General features: G+C 35.0%; 17 protein-coding genes. 10 read left to right on the top strand and 7 right to left on the bottom strand.

Features of this window, described 5'->3' with window-relative positions; translation table 11 throughout:
- Window positions 1–17: 17 nt before the first annotated feature.
- The 3 genes from ACEN2N_RS07405 to ACEN2N_RS07395 all read left to right on the top strand — a co-directional run bounded on the left by ACEN2N_RS07405 (window position 18) and on the right by ACEN2N_RS07395 (window position 3,685).
- Window positions 18–1,652: an SGNH/GDSL hydrolase family protein gene (locus ACEN2N_RS07405; RefSeq protein ID WP_441823727.1), complete on the top strand. Its 1,635-nt coding sequence runs from the start codon at window positions 18–20 to the stop codon at window positions 1,650–1,652.
- A gap of 167 nt (window positions 1,653–1,819) precedes the next feature.
- Window positions 1,820–3,328: a F0F1 ATP synthase subunit beta gene (atpD, locus tag ACEN2N_RS07400; protein WP_441823726.1), complete on the top strand. Its 1,509-nt coding sequence runs from the start codon at window positions 1,820–1,822 to the stop codon at window positions 3,326–3,328.
- A gap of 78 nt (window positions 3,329–3,406) precedes the next feature.
- Window positions 3,407–3,685 carry a F0F1 ATP synthase subunit epsilon gene (locus ACEN2N_RS07395; protein WP_073240906.1) on the top strand — a complete coding sequence of 93 codons (279 nt, stop codon included), beginning with the start codon at window positions 3,407–3,409 and terminating at the stop codon, window positions 3,683–3,685.
- 53 nt (window positions 3,686–3,738) lie between these two features.
- Here ACEN2N_RS07395 and ACEN2N_RS07390 read toward each other — a convergent pair whose 3' ends face one another.
- The 6 genes from ACEN2N_RS07390 to ACEN2N_RS07365 all read right to left on the bottom strand — a co-directional run bounded on the left by ACEN2N_RS07390 (window position 3,739) and on the right by ACEN2N_RS07365 (window position 10,515).
- Complete coding sequence (locus tag ACEN2N_RS07390; RefSeq protein WP_073240904.1) at window positions 3,739–3,945, bottom strand: helix-turn-helix domain-containing protein; 207 nt, start codon at window positions 3,943–3,945, stop codon at window positions 3,739–3,741.
- 2 nt (window positions 3,946–3,947) lie between these two features.
- On the bottom strand, window positions 3,948–4,460 hold the full coding sequence (locus ACEN2N_RS07385) for a DUF2975 domain-containing protein (RefSeq protein WP_441823725.1): 513 nt from the start codon (window positions 4,458–4,460) through the stop codon (window positions 3,948–3,950).
- 589 nt (window positions 4,461–5,049) lie between these two features.
- On the bottom strand, window positions 5,050–5,583 hold the full coding sequence (locus ACEN2N_RS07380) for a GNAT family N-acetyltransferase (RefSeq protein WP_441823724.1): 534 nt from the start codon (window positions 5,581–5,583) through the stop codon (window positions 5,050–5,052).
- Window position 5,584: 1 nt separating this feature from the next.
- Window positions 5,585–7,384 carry a M61 family metallopeptidase gene (locus ACEN2N_RS07375; RefSeq protein WP_441823723.1) on the bottom strand — a complete coding sequence of 600 codons (1,800 nt, stop codon included), beginning with the start codon at window positions 7,382–7,384 and terminating at the stop codon, window positions 5,585–5,587.
- A 74-nt stretch (window positions 7,385–7,458) separates the two neighbouring features.
- Window positions 7,459–7,869, bottom strand: a complete 411-nt coding sequence (locus tag ACEN2N_RS07370; RefSeq protein ID WP_441823722.1) for a response regulator — start codon at window positions 7,867–7,869, stop codon at window positions 7,459–7,461.
- A complete protein-coding gene (locus ACEN2N_RS07365) occupies window positions 7,870–10,515 on the bottom strand; it encodes a PAS domain S-box protein (protein WP_441823721.1) in 2,646 nt (881 codons plus the stop codon).
- Between the two features lie 307 nt (window positions 10,516–10,822).
- Between ACEN2N_RS07365 and ACEN2N_RS07360 the strand changes: the two genes are divergently transcribed.
- The 3 genes from ACEN2N_RS07360 to bioD are packed head-to-tail and all read left to right on the top strand — an operon-like array spanning window position 10,823 to window position 12,990.
- The gene (locus ACEN2N_RS07360; RefSeq protein WP_441823720.1) at window positions 10,823–11,980 is read left to right on the top strand and encodes an aminotransferase class I/II-fold pyridoxal phosphate-dependent enzyme; all 1,158 of its coding nucleotides are present in this window, start codon (window positions 10,823–10,825) and stop codon (window positions 11,978–11,980) included.
- A gap of 2 nt (window positions 11,981–11,982) precedes the next feature.
- The gene (locus ACEN2N_RS07355; RefSeq protein WP_441823719.1) at window positions 11,983–12,366 is read left to right on the top strand and encodes a DUF2007 domain-containing protein; all 384 of its coding nucleotides are present in this window, start codon (window positions 11,983–11,985) and stop codon (window positions 12,364–12,366) included.
- Window positions 12,367–12,372: 6 nt separating this feature from the next.
- Complete coding sequence (bioD, locus tag ACEN2N_RS07350; protein WP_441823718.1) at window positions 12,373–12,990, top strand: dethiobiotin synthase; 618 nt, start codon at window positions 12,373–12,375, stop codon at window positions 12,988–12,990.
- Here bioD and ACEN2N_RS07345 read toward each other — a convergent pair.
- Entirely contained in the window at window positions 12,985–14,421 is a 1,437-nt protein-coding gene (locus ACEN2N_RS07345; protein ID WP_441823717.1) for an ArnT family glycosyltransferase, read from the bottom strand. The two genes, bioD and ACEN2N_RS07345, sit on opposite strands and share 6 nt — an antisense overlap.
- A 108-nt stretch (window positions 14,422–14,529) precedes the next feature.
- On the opposite strand from ACEN2N_RS07345, the gene bioA reads away from it, so the two are divergent.
- The 4 genes from bioA to ACEN2N_RS07325 all read left to right on the top strand — a co-directional run bounded on the left by bioA (window position 14,530) and on the right by ACEN2N_RS07325 (window position 19,153).
- On the top strand, window positions 14,530–15,804 hold the full coding sequence (gene bioA, locus ACEN2N_RS07340; RefSeq protein WP_441823716.1) for an adenosylmethionine--8-amino-7-oxononanoate transaminase: 1,275 nt from the start codon (window positions 14,530–14,532) through the stop codon (window positions 15,802–15,804).
- An 8-nt stretch (window positions 15,805–15,812) separates the two neighbouring features.
- Complete coding sequence (locus ACEN2N_RS07335; protein WP_441823715.1) at window positions 15,813–17,006, top strand: beta-ketoacyl synthase N-terminal-like domain-containing protein; 1,194 nt, start codon at window positions 15,813–15,815, stop codon at window positions 17,004–17,006.
- Between the two features lie 113 nt (window positions 17,007–17,119).
- Window positions 17,120–18,214, top strand: a complete 1,095-nt coding sequence (gene bioB, locus ACEN2N_RS07330; protein WP_441823714.1) for a biotin synthase BioB — start codon at window positions 17,120–17,122, stop codon at window positions 18,212–18,214.
- Window positions 18,215–18,292: 78 nt separating this feature from the next.
- On the top strand, window positions 18,293–19,153 hold the full coding sequence (locus ACEN2N_RS07325; RefSeq protein WP_441823713.1) for a cupin-like domain-containing protein: 861 nt from the start codon (window positions 18,293–18,295) through the stop codon (window positions 19,151–19,153).
- Window positions 19,154–19,163: the final 10 nt, after the last annotated feature.

Raw genomic sequence — 19,163 nt, 5'->3', positions numbered from 1 at the left:
TAAAATCAAAAGTTGAAATGAAAAACTTAAAATATTTATATATTTCTTTAGGGATATTAGCTTTTACGGCTTGTAATGACCCTGAAGATGTTGATCTTAATCCAGTAGAAATGGCTGAAGATCTACCTGTATTAACAGCGGGCTCAGCAGATTTTTCTAATTATGTTTCTTTAGGCAATTCTTTAACGGCAGGTTTTACCGATGGTGCATTGTTTCAAGCAAGTCAGAACCTTTCTCTTCCTAATTTACTTTCTCAAAAATTCAGTCTTGCTGGTGGTGGTAGTTTTACCCAGCCATTAACCAATGATAACATTGGTGGTTTGGCACTTGCTGGTACTCGAATTCAAAACCCTAGATTGGTTTTTGGTGGTGCTGGTCCAGTACCTTTAGAATCGATAATAGGAGATGTAACGGTTACAACTGATATTGCATTGAACAATCCAACAGGTCCTTTTAACAATTTAGGAGTGCCTGGTGCAAAAAGTTTTCACTTATTGGCGCCTGGTTATGGTAACATAGGCAACGTGCAATTGGGTCTTGCTAATCCTTATTTCGTAAGAATGACAGGTTCAACACCAGATATTAGTGTGTTACAAATGGCAGTAAGCCAAGCACCGAGCTTTTTTTCTCTTTGGATCGGTAATAATGATGTATTAGGGTATGCTACTACAGGTGGTGACGGTACTAACCCTATAACTCCTGTTTCAGGAGCGCCAGGTCAAGGTTTTGACGGTAGTTACGGAGCTTTAATTGCTACCTTAACTGCAGGGGGTGCACAGGGAGTTGTTGCAAATATTCCGAATGTTACAGATGTACCACATTTTACAACAGTACCTCATAATCCTTTAGACCCAACAAATCCAGATTTTGGACCACAAATAGCTACATTGAACGGAATCTTCGGTCAATTAAATCAGGTTTATGCCTTTTTAGGGGTACCAGAGCGTTCTATTGAATTCTCAACAACCGCGGCAAGTGAAGTAGTTATCAGAGATGAAACATTAACAGACTTATCAGCTCAAATTGCTGGCGTATTAAGTGCTAGTCCAACGTTCCCTGCATTTGTAGAGTCGTTTGGCTTACCGGCACAAGCAGCACCGTTAGTTGCTGGTTTATTAGGGAGTACTTACGGTCAAACAAGAGAAGCTACGGCTGCAGATTTATTTGTATTGCCAAGTGCTGCAGTAATAGGTACTATAAATTTAGAATCTGTTGGTGCTTTAATGGCTGCCGGATTACCACAAGCATTGGCAGGTCAGTTTTCAGTTGAGGGTATATCACTTCCTTTAGCAGATAAATGGGTACTTATACCAAGCGAGCAAGAAGAAATTGCGGTCGCTACAGCGGCATTCAATCAAATTATTGCAGCAACTGCTAGCCAAGCAGGTTTAGCTTTGGTAGATGCAAATACATTATTAAATCAATTGGCAAATGGGGGTATTACCAGCGGACAATTTACATTAACAGCTAGTTTGGTTACCGGTAGTGCCTTTTCTTTAGATGGTATTCACCCAACGGCTAGAGGGTATGCATTATTGGCAAATGAATTTATGAAAGCAATTGATGTTACTTATGGCTCAAATTTTGAAGCATCGGGTAATTTATTAAATGTAGGGGATTATCCAACAAATTACTCTCCAGCATTACAATAAAAGTAAATAAAATAGTAAGATTTAAAAGGTGCTTTACAGGCACCTTTTTACTTTTATAAAAAAGGGAAAAAACAATTTTTCTTTAAAATTGAAAACTATATCTTTGCAGCCTGAAAATGAGAGCATTTTTCAGGATATATTAAACGTAATACATAAACAAATAAGTAATGTCAAAAGTTACAGGTAAAGTTTCGCAAATCATTGGGCCCGTGGTTGATGTAGAATTTCAGTCAGGTGCTGATCTTCCTAGAATCTATGATTCCTTAGAAATTGTAAAAAAGGATAACTCGATTTTAGTATTAGAAGTACAATCTCATGTCGGTGAAAACACGGTAAGAACTATTTCAATGGATTCTACCGATGGTTTAAGCAGAGGAGTAGATGTAGTTGCTACAGGTAGTGCGATTCAAATGCCGGTAGGTGATGACGTATATGGTCGTTTATTTAATGTTATTGGTGATGCTATTGATGGTTTAGGTAATTTGCCTAAAGCAGGTAAAGCGGGTCTTCCAATACACAGAGAAGCGCCAAAATTCGAAGATCTTTCAACTTCTACTGAAGTTTTATTTACTGGTATTAAAGTAATCGATTTGATCGAGCCTTATGCAAAAGGTGGTAAAATTGGATTGTTTGGTGGTGCTGGTGTAGGTAAAACGGTATTGATACAAGAATTGATCAACAACATTGCAAAAGGTCATGGTGGTCTTTCTGTATTTGCTGGGGTAGGTGAAAGAACTCGTGAAGGAAATGATTTACTTCGTGAGATGTTAGAATCAGGTATTATAAAATACGGTGATGATTTCATGCATTCTATGGAAGAAGGCGGATGGGATTTGTCAAAAGTGGATAAAGAGGTAATGAAAGGTTCAAAAGCGACATTCGTTTTTGGTCAAATGAACGAACCACCAGGAGCACGTGCTAGAGTTGCACTTTCAGGTTTGACGATAGCGGAGTATTTCCGTGATGGAGCAGGTGAAGGTCAAGGTAAAGATGTACTTTTCTTCGTAGATAATATTTTCCGTTTTACACAAGCAGGTTCAGAGGTATCGGCATTATTAGGTCGTATGCCATCTGCTGTAGGGTACCAACCAACTTTGGCAACAGAGATGGGTGCTATGCAAGAGCGTATTACATCAACAAAAAGAGGTTCTATTACTTCTGTACAGGCGGTTTACGTACCTGCAGATGATTTAACGGATCCTGCACCGGCAACAACGTTTGCTCACTTAGATGCAACAACGGTATTATCTCGTAAAATTGCTGAGCTAGGTATTTACCCAGCGGTTGATCCTCTTGATTCAACTTCAAGAATTTTAACAGCTGCTATTTTAGGTAAAGAGCATTATGATTGTGCACAAAGAGTAAAAGAGCTTTTACAACGTTATAAAGAACTTCAAGATATTATTGCCATTTTAGGTATGGAAGAATTATCTGAAGAAGATAAATCTGCTGTTGGTAGAGCAAGACGTGTACAACGTTTCTTATCTCAACCTTTCCACGTAGCTGAACAGTTTACAGGTCTTAAAGGTGTATTAGTTGATATTAAAGAGACTATAAAAGGATTTAATATGATAATGGATGGTGAATTAGATCACTTACCAGAATCTGCTTTTAACCTTAAAGGTACTATCGAAGAAGCTATTGAAGCTGGTGAAAAAATGTTGACTGAAGCGTAATTAAGTTCAGAGTTCAGGGTGTAGAGTTCAGAATTGAAACTCAAAACTCATGACTCATAACTCATAACTAAAAGAGATATGTATTTAGAAATTGTATCACCAGAAGCAACATTATTTGCAGGCGAAGTAACATCGGTTACGGTACCAGGTATAAATGGTGAGTTTCAAATGTTAAAAGACCACGCCCCAATTGTATCATTGTTACAAGAAGGTAAGGTTAAAATTACAGGTAATATTTCTTTAGATGAAGAATATGCCTCTAAGTTTACTAAAGATGCTAGCGGTAGTACAGTATTACAAATTTCTAGCGGTACTATTGAGCTTAAGAATAATAGAGTTATTGTACTTGCAGATTAGTTAGTACTTTAAGTAATAAATTTAAAAGGCTACACTGAAAAGTGTAGCCTTTTTTATTCCTTCTCATATGCTAAAATATCTGCAGGCTGACAATCTAAAGCTTTACAAATGGCTTCTAGTGTAGAAAAACGTATTGCTTTAGCTTTGCCTGATTTTAGAATAGAAAGGTTAGCTTCAGTAATACCAATCATTTCAGCAAGTTCTTTGCTTTTTAGGTTCCTTTCAGATAATACGTTGTCTAAGTTTACGACTATACTCATAGTTATATGGTTAGATCGTTTTCAGATTGTACGGTATAGCCCTTTTGAAATACGTAGGTTAAAAACAAGGAAATCATTCCAAATATAATCAGCAGAATAAGATTGTGTATATTTCTAAATTCAGTCTTGTGCATTATTGGGTAATGGATAAGAAAGTATAAAACAGGACCAACAATTAAATTTAGAATGGTTAAAAGTTTTAAATTTTTGACAATACCTTTATTAAATATTATAGTCTCTTTTAATGCTTTAAAGATATTAGAAAGCAAATAGAAAAGTAGAATTCCAAATATTAGAATTAGAGATATAGTTATTATATCGCTAGATTGATAATTACCATCAATAGAGTTTCCTGTCAAAGGGATTTTCATATTGAATCTACCATCGTTTACAGTGAATCTATTGGTAAAAAAAGCAAATTCCATATAGGTTAGAAAAGCAAAGAGTATAATTGAAATACTTTTAAAAATGTAATAGAATATAGTTGAAAGTGATTTTGGACCGAATATCTTCATTGTAAATATTTATATGGTTAAGTCATTTTCGTTATTAAAATTTGAGGCTAATTTGAGTACATTACTCTGAATGATGAAAAATAAACCCATAATGGTTATCATTATTTGTGAAAAAATATTGTTGTCAAAATAAACGTTGAGTCTGTTACCGAGAATAAACTCTTCGATGAATATTAATATAAAAACTAAATAACTCGCGATAGAGCTACTGATTAGAAAGTTGCCGGTTGTGCTTAATTTCTGCGGGAGATAAATATCAAAATGGTTTTTTGACACCATAATTTTTGCAGCATCTTTCAGGTTTTTGATTGCTATTATTAATATTAAGTAAGACAAAAGGGATAGAATAAAAAGTGACCAGCTGAAGAAGCTCCAATCAAAAACATCTTTATTGTCTTGACCAATGGATCTTAATCCAGTGGGCAAATTTAGAAATAGACCAGAAAATCCAACACAGAGGAAAACAAATAAAACATCTATAATTAATTTAAATTTTTTTGAATTGTTGATATACATTTTATTATTGTTTAACGATAACAAATATATAAAAATTATCGAAAAACAATAATAAAATGAAGAATAATTATATTCAACTAGTCTTCAAAGAAATCAATTCCCAATCTTGCCCTAAAGAACTATAAGTGCATATTTTCTCAAATCCTACGGCGTAATGTGCCCCTAAAGAACGGGAGTTGGTGGCGTCAACTTCGGTGATAATAGCGTCATATTTAGGGTAAGAGGCAATTTTCATAGAGTTATAAAGTCCGCGAAAAATACCCATTTTTCTATGGGTCTTGGCGACACAGATTTGCCCCATGGTAATAAAATTTTGAATGTTGACGTTTTCTAGTTCGGTAAACATTGGTCTTAGAACTGAAATTTCATCTTTAAAATCATCAGTCATTGATAGTGCGTAACCAACGACTTTATCTTCATCTTTCGCAATAATATGCGGGCAGGCGTTATTCATTCTGGTAAGAACATCTAACGAATGATGAACAGTAAGAAAACCTTCTTGTTCCATTTCTAAATCAGAAACAGAAGATTTTAAATTCATTTCTTGTAAAGAGAGAATTTGTATTAATTCATCATTTGTTGTTGCGGTGGTATATATCAAATTCATTTTAGTCAACTTTTAACCAAGCTTTGCGAGCTTTTAATACTTTTTTTGAAGGAGCCTTTTCATTTTTCTCAACCAAACTAATTGCATAGTTAGGGTTAGATGATAAGGTGACTTCCGTTTTTCTTTCTAAACCATCTCTTAAAAATGTTATCGAAAGGACATCATTTGGCTTAAACCCATCTTTGATAAACGTATCGAATTGAATTCCGTCCGGGAATTTATCGCCATTAATTGTGGTAATGGTATCGTCGTTATCTAGACCAGCAAGGTAAGCGGGACTCCCGATTTTGGTATTGCTTTGAATTTTACCATTTAAATCGTCTGTTATAGATACAGCGGCTCCGAAATAGGCAGTTTCAGTGTCTTGAGACAAACTAACACCTACGGTTTTAAATAGTTCGTTATATAGCGGCATTTCGCTTTTGTAAATAAAATTGCTAAAGAAATAATTTCCGAAATCTTCGCCTGCGTACATATTCAAAGCTTGGTTCAAGTTTTCTATGGTATACGGGTTTTCAGTTTTTCCGTAGGTATTCCAAACCAGTTTCATGAAGTCATCTAAATTCAAGTCTTTCTCTCTTAAAGAAAGGTCAAGAGCCAAACCAAGAACGCTACCGTAAGAATAATAGGAGATAAATGTATTCTCCCTGTTTACAGGATCTACAGAGGTTGATGCATCTACGAAAGGAGCTTGGTAACTCATTTCTATGGGGTTAAAAAATTGTCTTGCAGGTGAATTCCATACATAGTTGAAAGTCCCGGTTAATCCTTCCACATAATTTTCAGGCGTAATTAATCCTGATCGGCAAAGTATCAAATTTGTATAGTAGCTGGTAAAACCTTCTGCAAACCAAAGTTCGCCACTCATATTAGCTTTCTCAAAATTAAAGGGTTCTAAAGATTTTGGTCGTATACGTTCAACGTTCCAACTATGAAAAAACTCATGCGAAACTGTACCGATATTACCATCCATTCCTCCGTTGGCTAATGTCCGTGTACTGGTTAAAATAGTAGAGTTTCTATGCTCCATACCATCACCGGAGGCATTTGGTATGTAACAGGCTAAAAAAGTATAAGAACCGTAATCGAAAGAAGGTAATTCACCAAATACTTCTTTTTCGGCAAGAACCACTTTTTTTACTTTTTCAAAATATGCGTCTGCTTCTTCTTCGGTACCAGGGTCGTGCAACGCTAATTTTATCGTTTGCCCGTCTACACTAAATTCTCGTACCATATGGTTACTTAACTCCGTTGGACTATCCATAAAATAATATAGATTAGGTGCGCTATAGGTATTGTTTTTTACATGAGGTAATTGCGTAGCTATCTTCCAATTAAGATCATCTCTTGTTTTAAAATCAACTTCAATTTTTCTTTCACTAAGAGAAGGCGCATACATAAATGTAGCCGGAATATTTAAATGAGCATGTGATTCATCTATTTGAGAATAGGTGCCATCGCCTCTATTTGCAAAAAGTGCATATGATATTTCTACGGTACCATCATGACCAGAAACTTTCCATTCATATGGGTTTGTTCTTGAAATAGTTAGGGCATTTCCTTTACTGTCAGTAGCCTTAAAATTATAAACGTTTTTAGCAAATTCGTGAAGGGCATATCTGCCGGGCGAAGTTCTGCTCATTCTTAATGCTAAAGTATCTTGAGCTATTTGCTTAAACGTAGCTGAAATTGTAGCCTCATGATGAACGGCATATTCGAAAGAGATTGAATAGGTGTTGGTTTGTGCAACTAGTTGTATCGATTTAAAACAAAAGAGTAATACTAAAATAAGGTAGCGCATACGATGATTTTTAGCTAAGATACAGAAGCTAATTCATGTGGTAAGCAGTTTCGTTTTAGAAAATAGAAGGTAAATTAGATGGGCTGATTTTTTTCGAATCTATCTTCAATAGTTTCTTTAATACCATTCAATATATATTCGGTAATTGGTTTGGTAACGAAATCTGCAACCAACGGTTTTTTCTTTAAGCGCTCTATATCATTGCGATATGCAGAAGAGGTCAAAACAAAAACCATACAATTATCGGTTTTTGCAAATGTTTCTAATTGATTCATAAACTCCCACCCGTTCATTACGGGCATGTTTAGATCTAAAAAGATGATATAATTACTTGTATCTGAATACTCTTTTACTAGATAATCTATGGCAGGTTTTCCGTTACAAAAATTATGTAATTTACCCTTTAATTTGGCATGTTCAATACCTTTTTCTAACAAAAAAGTGAATATAGGGTCATCTTCAATGAGTAGTATTTGATAATTCATTTAATCTAAATCAATTGCATTTATAGTATTGTCAACGATATCTTTTATGACATAGTCAATTTCATCTGCTGAAGTAATTATATAATTGAGAATACGCTCTTTTTCTTCATAACTCAATTTTTCTTTATCATCTCTCAATAAATCTACCAAGCCCATTAATCTTGCAACCGGGGCTCTAACTATATGAGATTGTGTCCAGGCAATTTTTTTAAGCTGGGCATTCTGTTCTTCTATCGCTTTTAAGTGCTGAACTTTAATGGTGACATCTTTCGAATTTACAACAATACCATTAATTGTAGGTTCATTTAATTTATTAGTTACGATAGTTTCTAACCAAACCCAATGACCATCACCATGCTTAAACCTAAATGGTTTTATGGCGATTTGTGGGGTATCTAAAACTTTAATAAATTCATTATAGACATTGTCAAAATCTTCTGGGTGAACATGTTTGAAGGCACTTGTACCTACAAATTCTTCGGGTGTAATATTTAAAACTTTAGTTGAAGTCGGACTTGCATAAGAGAAAATTGCCTGTTCATCAACTATGCAGATCATATCACTGCCTTCTTGAACCAATGTTTTATAACGACGTTCGCTATATTCTAATTTTTCTTCAGCTTTTCTCTTTTCAGTAATATCTCTCGTCGTAACTACGAGTCCGTTAATAGATGGTTCATTTATTTGGTTGGTTATTATATTCTCGAACCATTTCCATTCACCATTAATATCTTTAAACCTAAACGGTTCAATTGATATAGACGCATGGTTTTTTATAGAATAAAATTTGTCTTGAACTCTTTGTAGATCATCGGGGTGAATATATTCAAAGGCATTGGTGCCCATATAATATTCAGGATCACCACCAAGTACTTTTTTAGAACTAGGGCTTACATAGGTAAAATTCGCCTCAAGATCAAGAATAGAAATGATATCGCTACTTTCTTGAACCAGTGTTTTAAAACGGCGTTCACTGTTTTCTAATTGGAGCTCAGATTTTTTCTTTTCAGTATTATCTTTAGCAATACAATAGTAAATGCGATCTTTTTTTTCCCACGTAGAAGACCAAAGCATAGGTACTATCGCTCCGTTTTTATGTTTATATCTATTTTCAAAATTGACGACTTTTTTGCCAGATAAAACCGATTCGGCAGAATCTTCGGTCAATTTAATATCTTCATCATAAACCAAATCAAGATATTGGGTACCAATAATAAATTTGGGATCATAACCCCAAATTTGTTTACACGCTCTATTTACGCTTAAAAAATAGCCTTCTTCATCCATAGTACAAATTATGTCTAGAGAAGTGTCCATTATTTTTTGTAGTTCTTCTTTAGCATTTATAAGTACTTGTTGAGATAATACTTCTGAAGTAATATCTTTAGAGAAACAGGTAATTCCTATTTTTTCACCTTCCTTATTATAAAGAAGATCAAATGAAGTAAGGCCATAGGTCGTCCAAAATTTTTCAGGATCTTGAATTTTTTGTTTCACAGAAAAGGCACCGCTGGTAAGGGCTCTGTTATAATATGCTTTCCACTTTTTTGTAATCTGCTTGGCTACATTTTTCGAAAAAACTAAGTCGCCTTCATTGAAAGGCGTACCTTGAATTTTTTCAACTAATTCATGAAATGCGGTATTGGCAGTAATTAATTTAAATTCTAAGTCAATAGACCACATTAAGTCTTTAGTACTATTGATCATGGCTTCTTGGTTATTTTTAACCCTTTGAAGCTCATTGGTAAAATTCTTTTTTTCAGTAATATCTTGTACGGTACCGTACATTAATTGTGGTTTCTTATCATCACTCCACTGAAGTACTTTACCCTTGTCTTGAATCCATTTATAAGTGCCATCTTTTTGAAGCATTCTATATTGAACACTACACCCGTTAGATGGGTAGCTTAAACATTCAGACATTTTAATTTTCACCTCTTCTAAATCATCTTCATGAATTAGACTAAACCATGTATCGGTTTTGAAATTTGATAAAGATGTATTTTCTATACCATAAATATCTAGGGCTTGTTCGTTTAGGGTAAGTACGTCAGCAATAAGATTGCGTTCCCAAATTCCTATTCCTGTTGCAGTAACAACCTTGTCTAAAAGCTTGCCTTTTCTTTCTAAATCTAATTGCTGTTCTACTTCTTTCTTTTTAGATTTACGAAGATTTAGTAAATGAATAACCTGTTTGGCAAGTGTCTGAAGGCCATTAATTTGAGCTTCATTAAGTTGTTTTGGTTTATAGTCTAAAACACAAAGGGTGCCAAGACGCTGACCATTTTCTGTGGTTAATGATGCACCGGCATAAAAACCGATATTCGGATCATTTTTTACTAAATTATTATCACTGAAACTTAAGTCTTTATGGGTGTCTTCTACTATTAGCAAATCAATATCATCTGTAATAACATGCTTACAGAAAGAGTCTTCTAAAGGTGTGCCATTAATATCTAAACCAAAATGAGATTTAAAAAATTGCCTTTTATCATCTACCAAAGAGATTAGGCTTGCTGGTGTATCACAAATAGAAGCAGCAAGAGATGTTATCTCATCATAGATAACCTCTGGGTGTGTATCCATAATGTCATAAGACATCAATGTTTCTAATCTGTTCGTATCTAAAATATTACTCCCGTTCATTTAATCCTTATCAAAAAACATGTACTTAATCTAATACTTTAACGTCAAAGTAGGAAATTTCTTTAAAAAAAAGACGCAAAAATATGATATAACTTTATCTTTTACCTATTATTTTATAGTTTTTTTCATAGATATGTAGTTTTTTTGAATTTGTAAGTAACTATTAGTCAGATTTATAAAATGATTTTATCAGTAGATTTAGAATAAGTTTAATATATTTTCAACGATGCAGATAGATAGCTTAGAAAAATTACAGGAATTCGTTAATTACATTACAATCATTTCATAGAAAAGCTATTTTTGCGCTATGATCCAACTACCCAAAAAATTACAGAATATCTTGGCAGAACGTAAAAAGGAAGAAACTCTTCGTTCGCTAGAGTCTACCGAAGGCTTAATTGATTTTCTTTCTAATGACTATTTAGGTTTTGCTACCAATGAAACTTTATTTTCTAAGACATTTCAGCTATTATTAACAGAAAATGTAGCATCAAACGGGTCTGGCGGATCTCGGTTACTGTCGGGCAACCATAAATTATATAAGCGATTAGAACCGCTATTGACTGGGTTCTACAAAGCAGAAGCAGCATTAGTGTTTAATTCTGGTTACGATGCCAATATGGGGTTGTTCAGTGCCGTACCCCAACGTGGCGATTTAATTTTTTACGATGAGTTCGTACATGCAAGCATACGCGAGGGTATACGTATGAGCAATGCAAAAGCATATAGTTTTTCGCATAACGATTTGGCAAGCCTACAAGAAAAGGTAAAATTAAATACTGCTAGAAACGAGCATGAAGATTATGCCGTATATGTAGTAACTGAAAGTGTTTTTTCTATGGATGGAGATACGCCAGACTTAAAAGCATTTGCAGAATTTACAACAGCTAATAAGTATCGTTTAATAGTAGATGAAGCTCATGCGGTTGGGGTTTTAGGAAAGAACGGAGAAGGATTGGTCCCAGAATTAGGACTTGAAAAAGAAGTTTTCGCGAGAACGGTAACATTTGGCAAAGCCTTTGGTTGCCATGGTGCAGCTATACTTGGCTCTGAACAGTTAAAAGATTATTTGGTAAATTTTGCCAAACCATTAATATATACCACAGCATTAACGCCTCATACCTTGGCGACAATTATTACCGCACATGAATATATGGGCGAATTGGGTAAAGAACCGAAAGAGATATTAAAAGATCATATCGATTTCTTTAAAAAGCAGCTGGTAGCCTTTAAAATAGACCATCATTTTATACCAAGTTCAACGGCAATACAGGGTTGTATAATACCTGGCTCAAAGAAAGCAAAGCAAGTATCAAAAAAATTAATGGATAAAGGTTTTAATAGTAAAGCTATTTTATCGCCAACGGTACCAGAAGGGCAAGAAAGACTTAGAATTTGCTTGCATAGTTTTAATTCTAAAGAAGAAATTGGGTTATTGGTAAAATTGTTGTCTAGTTTTATATAAATATGGAAGATAAATTTTATCAGCTTGCCTCTTTTGAATATGTTGCCGATGTACAGATTGTAAAAGGTAAATTGGAATCTGAAGGGATACCAGTTTTTCTTAGAGATGAAAATACCTTAAATTCAGACCCATTAATAAGCAATGCCATCGGCGGAGTAAAACTGCAGGTATATTCTAAAGATAAAGAACGGGCAATCGCTATTTATGATGAGATAAGAGCCTATGCTGTTGATATTGATGGTGAGCCTATTGTTTGCCCCAATTGCAAGGCTAAAAAATCTGAACCATATTATAACAGCAAGGGAGTATTTTATAAACTTTTTCCATTTTTCGAAAAAAGAAAATATAAGTGCCTAAATTGTGGCATGATCACTAACTCAAAGTAAGTATACATGCAAAAGATATTTGTAACAGGAATTTCGACGGAAGTAGGTAAAACAATCGCATCGGCAATTTTTACCGAAGCATTACAAGCAGATTATTGGAAACCTGTACAAGCCGGCGATTTAGATAATACTGATACAGATAAGGTAAAGAGATTAATATCTAATACTAAATCGAAATTTCACCCTAGTAGCTATAATTTAAAGGCAGCTATGAGTCCGCATGCAGCGGCAGAAATAGAGGGTATCAAAATCGATAGATTCCATATCAATGAACCAGAAACAGATAACAGCTTAATAATTGAAGGTTCTGGCGGTATATTGGTTCCTTTAAATGAGGAAGATACCATGTTCGACATCATCATGCCCGATTATAAAGTTATAGTGGTTTCTAGAAATTACTTAGGTAGTATCAATCATTCGCTGTTGACCATAAAATGGCTGTTACACAAAGGCTATGAGGTTTCTGTGTTATTTAGCGGGGAAGAAAACCTTCACACCGAAAATATTATTTTGAGTAAAACAGGGGTTTCTTCAATTGGTAGAATCGATGAAGAAAAAGAATTCACCAAAGAGGTTATTAAAAAGTATGCCGATAAGTTTGAGGGTATTTTGAGAACGTTATAGCCGCTGTAAAATTTCAGCATTTTCAACCGTAGCATACACCCTATAATGTTTGGCTAAATAGGCATCTATATATTCGTTTTCCTCAATTTCTTTTTTATCTAAAATTCGCCGACCTTTTCGTATTACAACAGTTTTTGGTTGTAATTCTTCCATGATATATGTAAGCTCCTCGATAGAATTCTTTCTGGGGTTGTCAAAAAAAGGAAACAGCTCATCTCTACAAATATTACTTGGGTGTGTAGAAGCTGTGGTAGGTGGTAAGGTATCTAAATTCCAGTATCCTATATGATATTCAAAAAATAGGATGTTTTTAGTTTCTAAATTATGTTCTAAAATATATTGCGGAGCAGAAAAGCCTTCCCCATTAAAAAAAGTATCTTTTTCAAATTTGTTCTTTATAATATTTACATATTCCAGATAACTTTCCGCAGGAATAAATAACGCAATAAACATGGCAAAAACTGGTAATTTCGGCTTGTACTGCACTATTAAGGTATAGATAACAACTCCAATTAAAATGAGCAACATCGGGTGTAACTGAATCAAATAATGACCATTGATTCTTCCGCCTTTTACAAATGAAAATAGCACACCTAAAATCGCAATTATTAAAAGTTGAACGGTTCTATTTTTAAAATCAAGGTTTTTACTTTTATAGGCATATAAAAAGAAGAGTCCCGTAATTACAAAAATGGGTGCAAGTTTAAAAATGGAATACCTTCTAGCCTCTGTATATTCTAGTGGTGCTAGTACTACAGATTCCCACCAAATATGAGTTTGGTTGCTTACGAAATAGGGTATAATAGTTGCAAAAATTACAGTTATAACACCAGTGCCAAATAACAGAATAGACAAGAAAGTTATTTTCTTCTCTGTAAATAAAGCTTCGTAAACCAAGAATAGGCCAATGAATAAAATAGGGAAAGCCATATTCAATTTTACCATAACCGTTGCACCTAACAATAGCCCGGCAAAGAATAGATATAGTGCAGATTTCTTAGTTAGTAATAAATAGATACCGGGCACAAATAATGCAATACAAATATGTTCAGACATTACACCCTGTAGACTACCAAAAAGGCTCAGTAGAATAATGCAGAATACCCCAACGAAGATAGAAGCCTTTTTAGGTATCATAGTAAGTGCAATCTTATAAGTGTAAAATGCAGTAATGACTACTAAAAATACCCCGGCGAGCCGAATAGCGATAAAACTTTTGCCAAATATGGATATAATGGATGCGAAAAAAGCAAAAGTTAGCGGTGGCTTTAGATCCCACAACTGGGTATAAGGTAGAAAACCATTGGCCCAAGATTGCCCTAAAAGAATAAAGGTACTTTCATCACGGTCAATATAGTCTCTAAAGAAAAAAGGAAAACGAATAAAAAAAGTGATTAAAAAGAATAGGCAGAATACAGCCGTATTCTTCAATTCGGAAAAATTTAAAAACGCTTTTTTGTTTCTTGTTAAGGGCATCTCTTTGTTGCGGTTTATTTCCCGATCTTTGCAAGATAGATAAAATGAAGAATTATAAATTCTATGAAAAAGGAAAATCTATCTACTCGCGATAAAAAATATTTATGGCATCCGTTAACTCAACATAAGTTGGGTAAACCACAATTACCTATAACCAAAGCAAAGGGTGCAGTATTGTTTGATGAGGAAGGAAACGAATATATCGACGGTATCGCATCTTGGTATACCGTAATATACGGCCATTCAAATGACCATATTATTAATGCTATGACCGAGCAAATGCAAAAGTTAGATTTTGTAATGTTCAGTGGTCTGACTCACGAACCAGCAATAGAATTGTCTGAAAAATTGATGGGCATTTTGCCCGATAATCAGGCAAAATTATTCTTCAACGATAATGGTTCTACAGCAATAGAGGCAGCGATAAAAATGGCACTTCAATATTTTCATAATAACGGAGAAAGAAGAGATACCCTAATTGCTTTTGAAGATGGTTTTCATGGCGATACATTTGGGGCAATGAGTGCATCTGGTTTATCATCTTACAACGGTCCGTTTGAAGATTTTCTATTAAAAGTAGTGCGAATACCTACTCCCCAAGAAGATAATATAGAAGAAGTTAAAAGCAAACTTTCTCAAATTTTAGCGGAGAACAAATGTGCGTCATTTGTTTTTGAACCATTAGTGCAAGGTGCAGCAGGTATGAAATTTCATTCAGCCGAAGGGTTAGATGCTTTGATCGGGCTTTGTCAAGAGCATGAAGTTCTGTGTATAGCAGATGAAATAATGACCGGTTTTGGTAAAACAGGTAAGAATTTTGCATCAGATAATTTATGGAATAAGCCAGATATCATCTGTCTAAGTAAGGCGTTAACGGCAGGTATGTTTCCGTTGAGTATTACCAGTTGTACGCAAAAAATTTATGATCGTTTTCTTAGTGATGAGGTACATAAAGGTTTCTTTCATGCACATACATTTAGTGCACATCCTGTAGGTTGTGCAGCTGCTTTGGCAGGACTTGAACTTTTGAATTCTTCAGAAATTATAGAAAGAAGAAACTATATTGAAAATGCTCATAACGCATATGCTAGCAAAATTCAGAATCATGAGAGGGTAAAAGACGTTAGGGTAATGGGTGCTATTCTTGCTGTAGACTTTGAAATAAAAATGGAACGTTATGGTAATTTGCGTGATCAACTTTATAACTTCTTTTTAGAAAGAGGGGTGTTGTTACGACCATTAGGTAATACCGTATATACATTGCCGCCCTATGTAATTACAGATGCACAACTCCAGAAAATTTACGACGCCATCACTGAGGCTTTAGATACATTTTAGATTATAATTTGAAAGAAAAAATATCCATAACAGCCATAGCTTCGATGTCACCTTTGGGTAGCACATTAGAAGAAACTTGGCAGGCATATCAGAACAACGAACATTACTTTTTATTGGTTGAAGCGAATGAAGGTACATCTTGGGTAGCACCATTATCATCATCTGCACGATTAAAAGTAGATGAACTTAGAGCATCTGATAGTAAATACAAAAAATTAGATGATAGTGTACTTTTCGCAATGGTAGCTTCAAGAAATGCAGTGAAGCAATCGGGTTGGGAAAACACAGCTGAATTCGGAATTAATTTGGGGTCGTCTCGTGGGGCAACAAAACTATTTGAGCAATATCATAAAGAGTATTTAGAAACTGGTATTTCGTCAACCTTAAGCTCACCAACAACTACATTGGGTAATATTTCTTCATGGGTGTCTCATGATTTGGGTGCGACCGGACCAGAAATATCACATTCCATCACCTGTTCAACGGGTTTGCATTCGGTATTGAACGGAGTGGCGTGGCTAAATAGCGGAATGGCAAATAAGTTTTTGGTAGGTGCCAGTGAAGCGCCGCTGACCAATTTCACCATTGCCCAAATGAAGGCATTAAAAATTTACGCAAAAGCACCCCAATCGTATGAAGATTCGGTAACTGAGCGAAGCCGAAGTTACCCTTGCCAAGCGTTGAACTTAAAAAAAGAATACAATACCATGATATTAGGCGAAGCTGCTTCGGTAGCGTGTCTAGAAATAGGAGTGGTAAAAAATGCTTTGGCAATAATAGATGGAGTTGGCTATGCAACTGAAATATTGAAACATAATACGTCTATTTCAGCAAACGCGGTATGTTTTCAGAAATCTATGAAAATGGCTTTGGGCGATTTAGATGTTGCTGAGATAGATGCCATTGTAATGCATGCGCCGGGTACAATAAAAGGAGATTCATCAGAATACAATGCAATTCAAGAAGTTTTTGGGGATTACATACCTCAATTAACTTCTAACAAATGGAAAATTGGTCACACCTTCGCAACCTCGGGGATGCTAAATCTAGAGTTGGCAGTTTTAATGTTACAACATAATAAGATGATCTCGGTGCCTTTTATTGTGGCAAAACCTAATAGTAGAAATATTAAAAAAGTACTGGTAAACGCAGTTGGTTTTGGTGGTAATGCTGTGAGTATTTTAGTAAGTAAAAGCGAATAAACTAAGATAAAAGAGAACAGATGTAAAGGTGTCGTAATTTTTTTAAAACCTACCAATTATTTTTTCAATTTAAATTCCGTTATTTTTGAACCCTGGTAACAACCTAAGATTATATGAGCGAAGCAAGACACAATTGGTCAAAAGAAGAAATTTTAGAAATATACAATATGCCTTTAATGGAGCTACTTTATGAAGCTGCAACCGTGCATAGAAAAAACCATGACCCAAATACGGTTCAAGTTTCTACTTTACTGTCTATAAAAACTGGTGGTTGCCCAGAAGATTGCGGGTATTGTCCGCAAGCTGCTCGTTACCACACCGACATTGAAGGTAATGATCTTATGGCTGTTTCTCAGGTTAAAGCTCAAGCGCTTAGAGCAAAGGCATCAGGTAGTTCTCGTGTATGTATGGGAGCTGCATGGCGAAATGTAAAAGATGGTCCTGAGTTTGATCAAGTTTTAGAAATGGTACGCACCATAAATAAGCTTGATATGGAGGTTTGTTGTACGTTGGGTATGATTACCGAGAATCAGGCAAAACGTTTAGCAGAAGCAGGCTTATATGCTTACAACCACAATTTAGATACTTCAGAAGATTATTATAAAGATGTAATTTCTACACGTGCCTTTGAGGATCGTTTAGATACTATTGAAAATGTTCGTAAAAGTAATGTTACCGTTTGTAGCGGTGGTATTATTGGTATGGGTGAAGAGTTAGAGGATAGAGCAGGTATGTTAGTTGCTTTAACTTCATTGAATCCGCAACCAGAATCAGTACCGATCAATGCATTAGTTGCTGTAGAAGGTACGCCGATGGAAGATATAGAGCCTGTTTCTATATGGGATATGATTCGTATGGTAGCAACTACCAGAATTGTAATGCCAGAAACTCAAGTACGTTTATCTGCAGGTAGAACTGAAATGAGTAGAGAAGGGCAGGCAATGTGTTTCTTTGCTGGTGCGAATTCTATTTTTGCAGGCGATAAATTATTGACTACTCCGAATCCTGATGTAAATGAAGATATGGCGATGTTCAAGATGTTAGGTTTGAATCCGCAAAAACCATTTACAAAGGTATCACAGCCTAAAACGGTAGAAGCTGTAGATTCGCAAATTCAATCTTTAGGTGAAAAACCAAAATGGTCTAGACCTGGTCACTCCATTGAACGTAATGAAACTGCGAAGCAAAAAGCTAAATTTGTTGACTAAGACCATATTATTACTTTTTTAAGAAATTATTTTGTTATCGTTAATTACCTTTGGCTTCCCTAAAAAAACCATGTGTAATTGAAGTTAGCAGAAATTCCGAGGGTAAAACATATTACCAAGGACAACTTTATTAAAGAGTACCTTAAGCCTCAAAAACCTGTTGTATTAGAACAGGCTATTGCAGACTGGCCTGCTTTTAACAAGTGGAATCTAGACTATATTAAGGATATAGCGGGTGATGTTACCGTGCCTTTGTATGATGATAGACCGGTGCAGCATAAAGATGGTTTCAATGAACCACATGCCAAAATGAAAATGGCAGAGTATGTGGATCTATTGAAGAAGGAGCCTACCAAGTACAGAATTTTTCTTTGGAATATATTGAAGGAAGTGCCTGCGTTACAGAAAGATTATCGCTTTCCGGACTTCGGATTAAGGCTTTTAAAAGGTGTGCCAATGATGTTTTTCGGCGGACGAGACTCGTACACTTTCATGCATTACGATATCGATTTGGCAAATATATTTCATTTTCATTTCGATGGAGAAAAGGAGGTAATATTGTTTCCTCAGTCAGAAACGGAGAATCTATATAAGGTTCCACATTCTTTAATTACCCATGAGAGTATAGATTTTTCAAACCCTGATTATGATAAGTGGCCTGCTTTAAAAAAAGCAAACGGATTTAAAACTACCCTTTCTCATGGCGAAGTTTTATATATGCCAGAAGGATATTGGCATTATATGAAATATAACACTCCGGGGTTCTCAATGAGTTTAAGGGCATTAGCGCGTAATCCTAAGAATTTGGCTAAGGCATCGTATAATATTGTAATAATGCGCTACTATGACGTTTTAATGCGAAAGCTAAAAGGACAAGATTGGATAGATTGGAAAAATAGAGAAGCCATATCTAGAACCAACAAAAATCAAAAAGTATAAATAGAAAGTT

This window comes from Maribacter spongiicola (assembly GCF_052119685.1).
Classification (GTDB): Bacteria; Bacteroidota; Bacteroidia; order Flavobacteriales; family Flavobacteriaceae; genus Maribacter; species Maribacter spongiicola_A.
The sequence above is the reverse complement of the archived record's forward strand: the minus strand, read 5'-3'. Positions and strand labels throughout refer to the sequence as shown.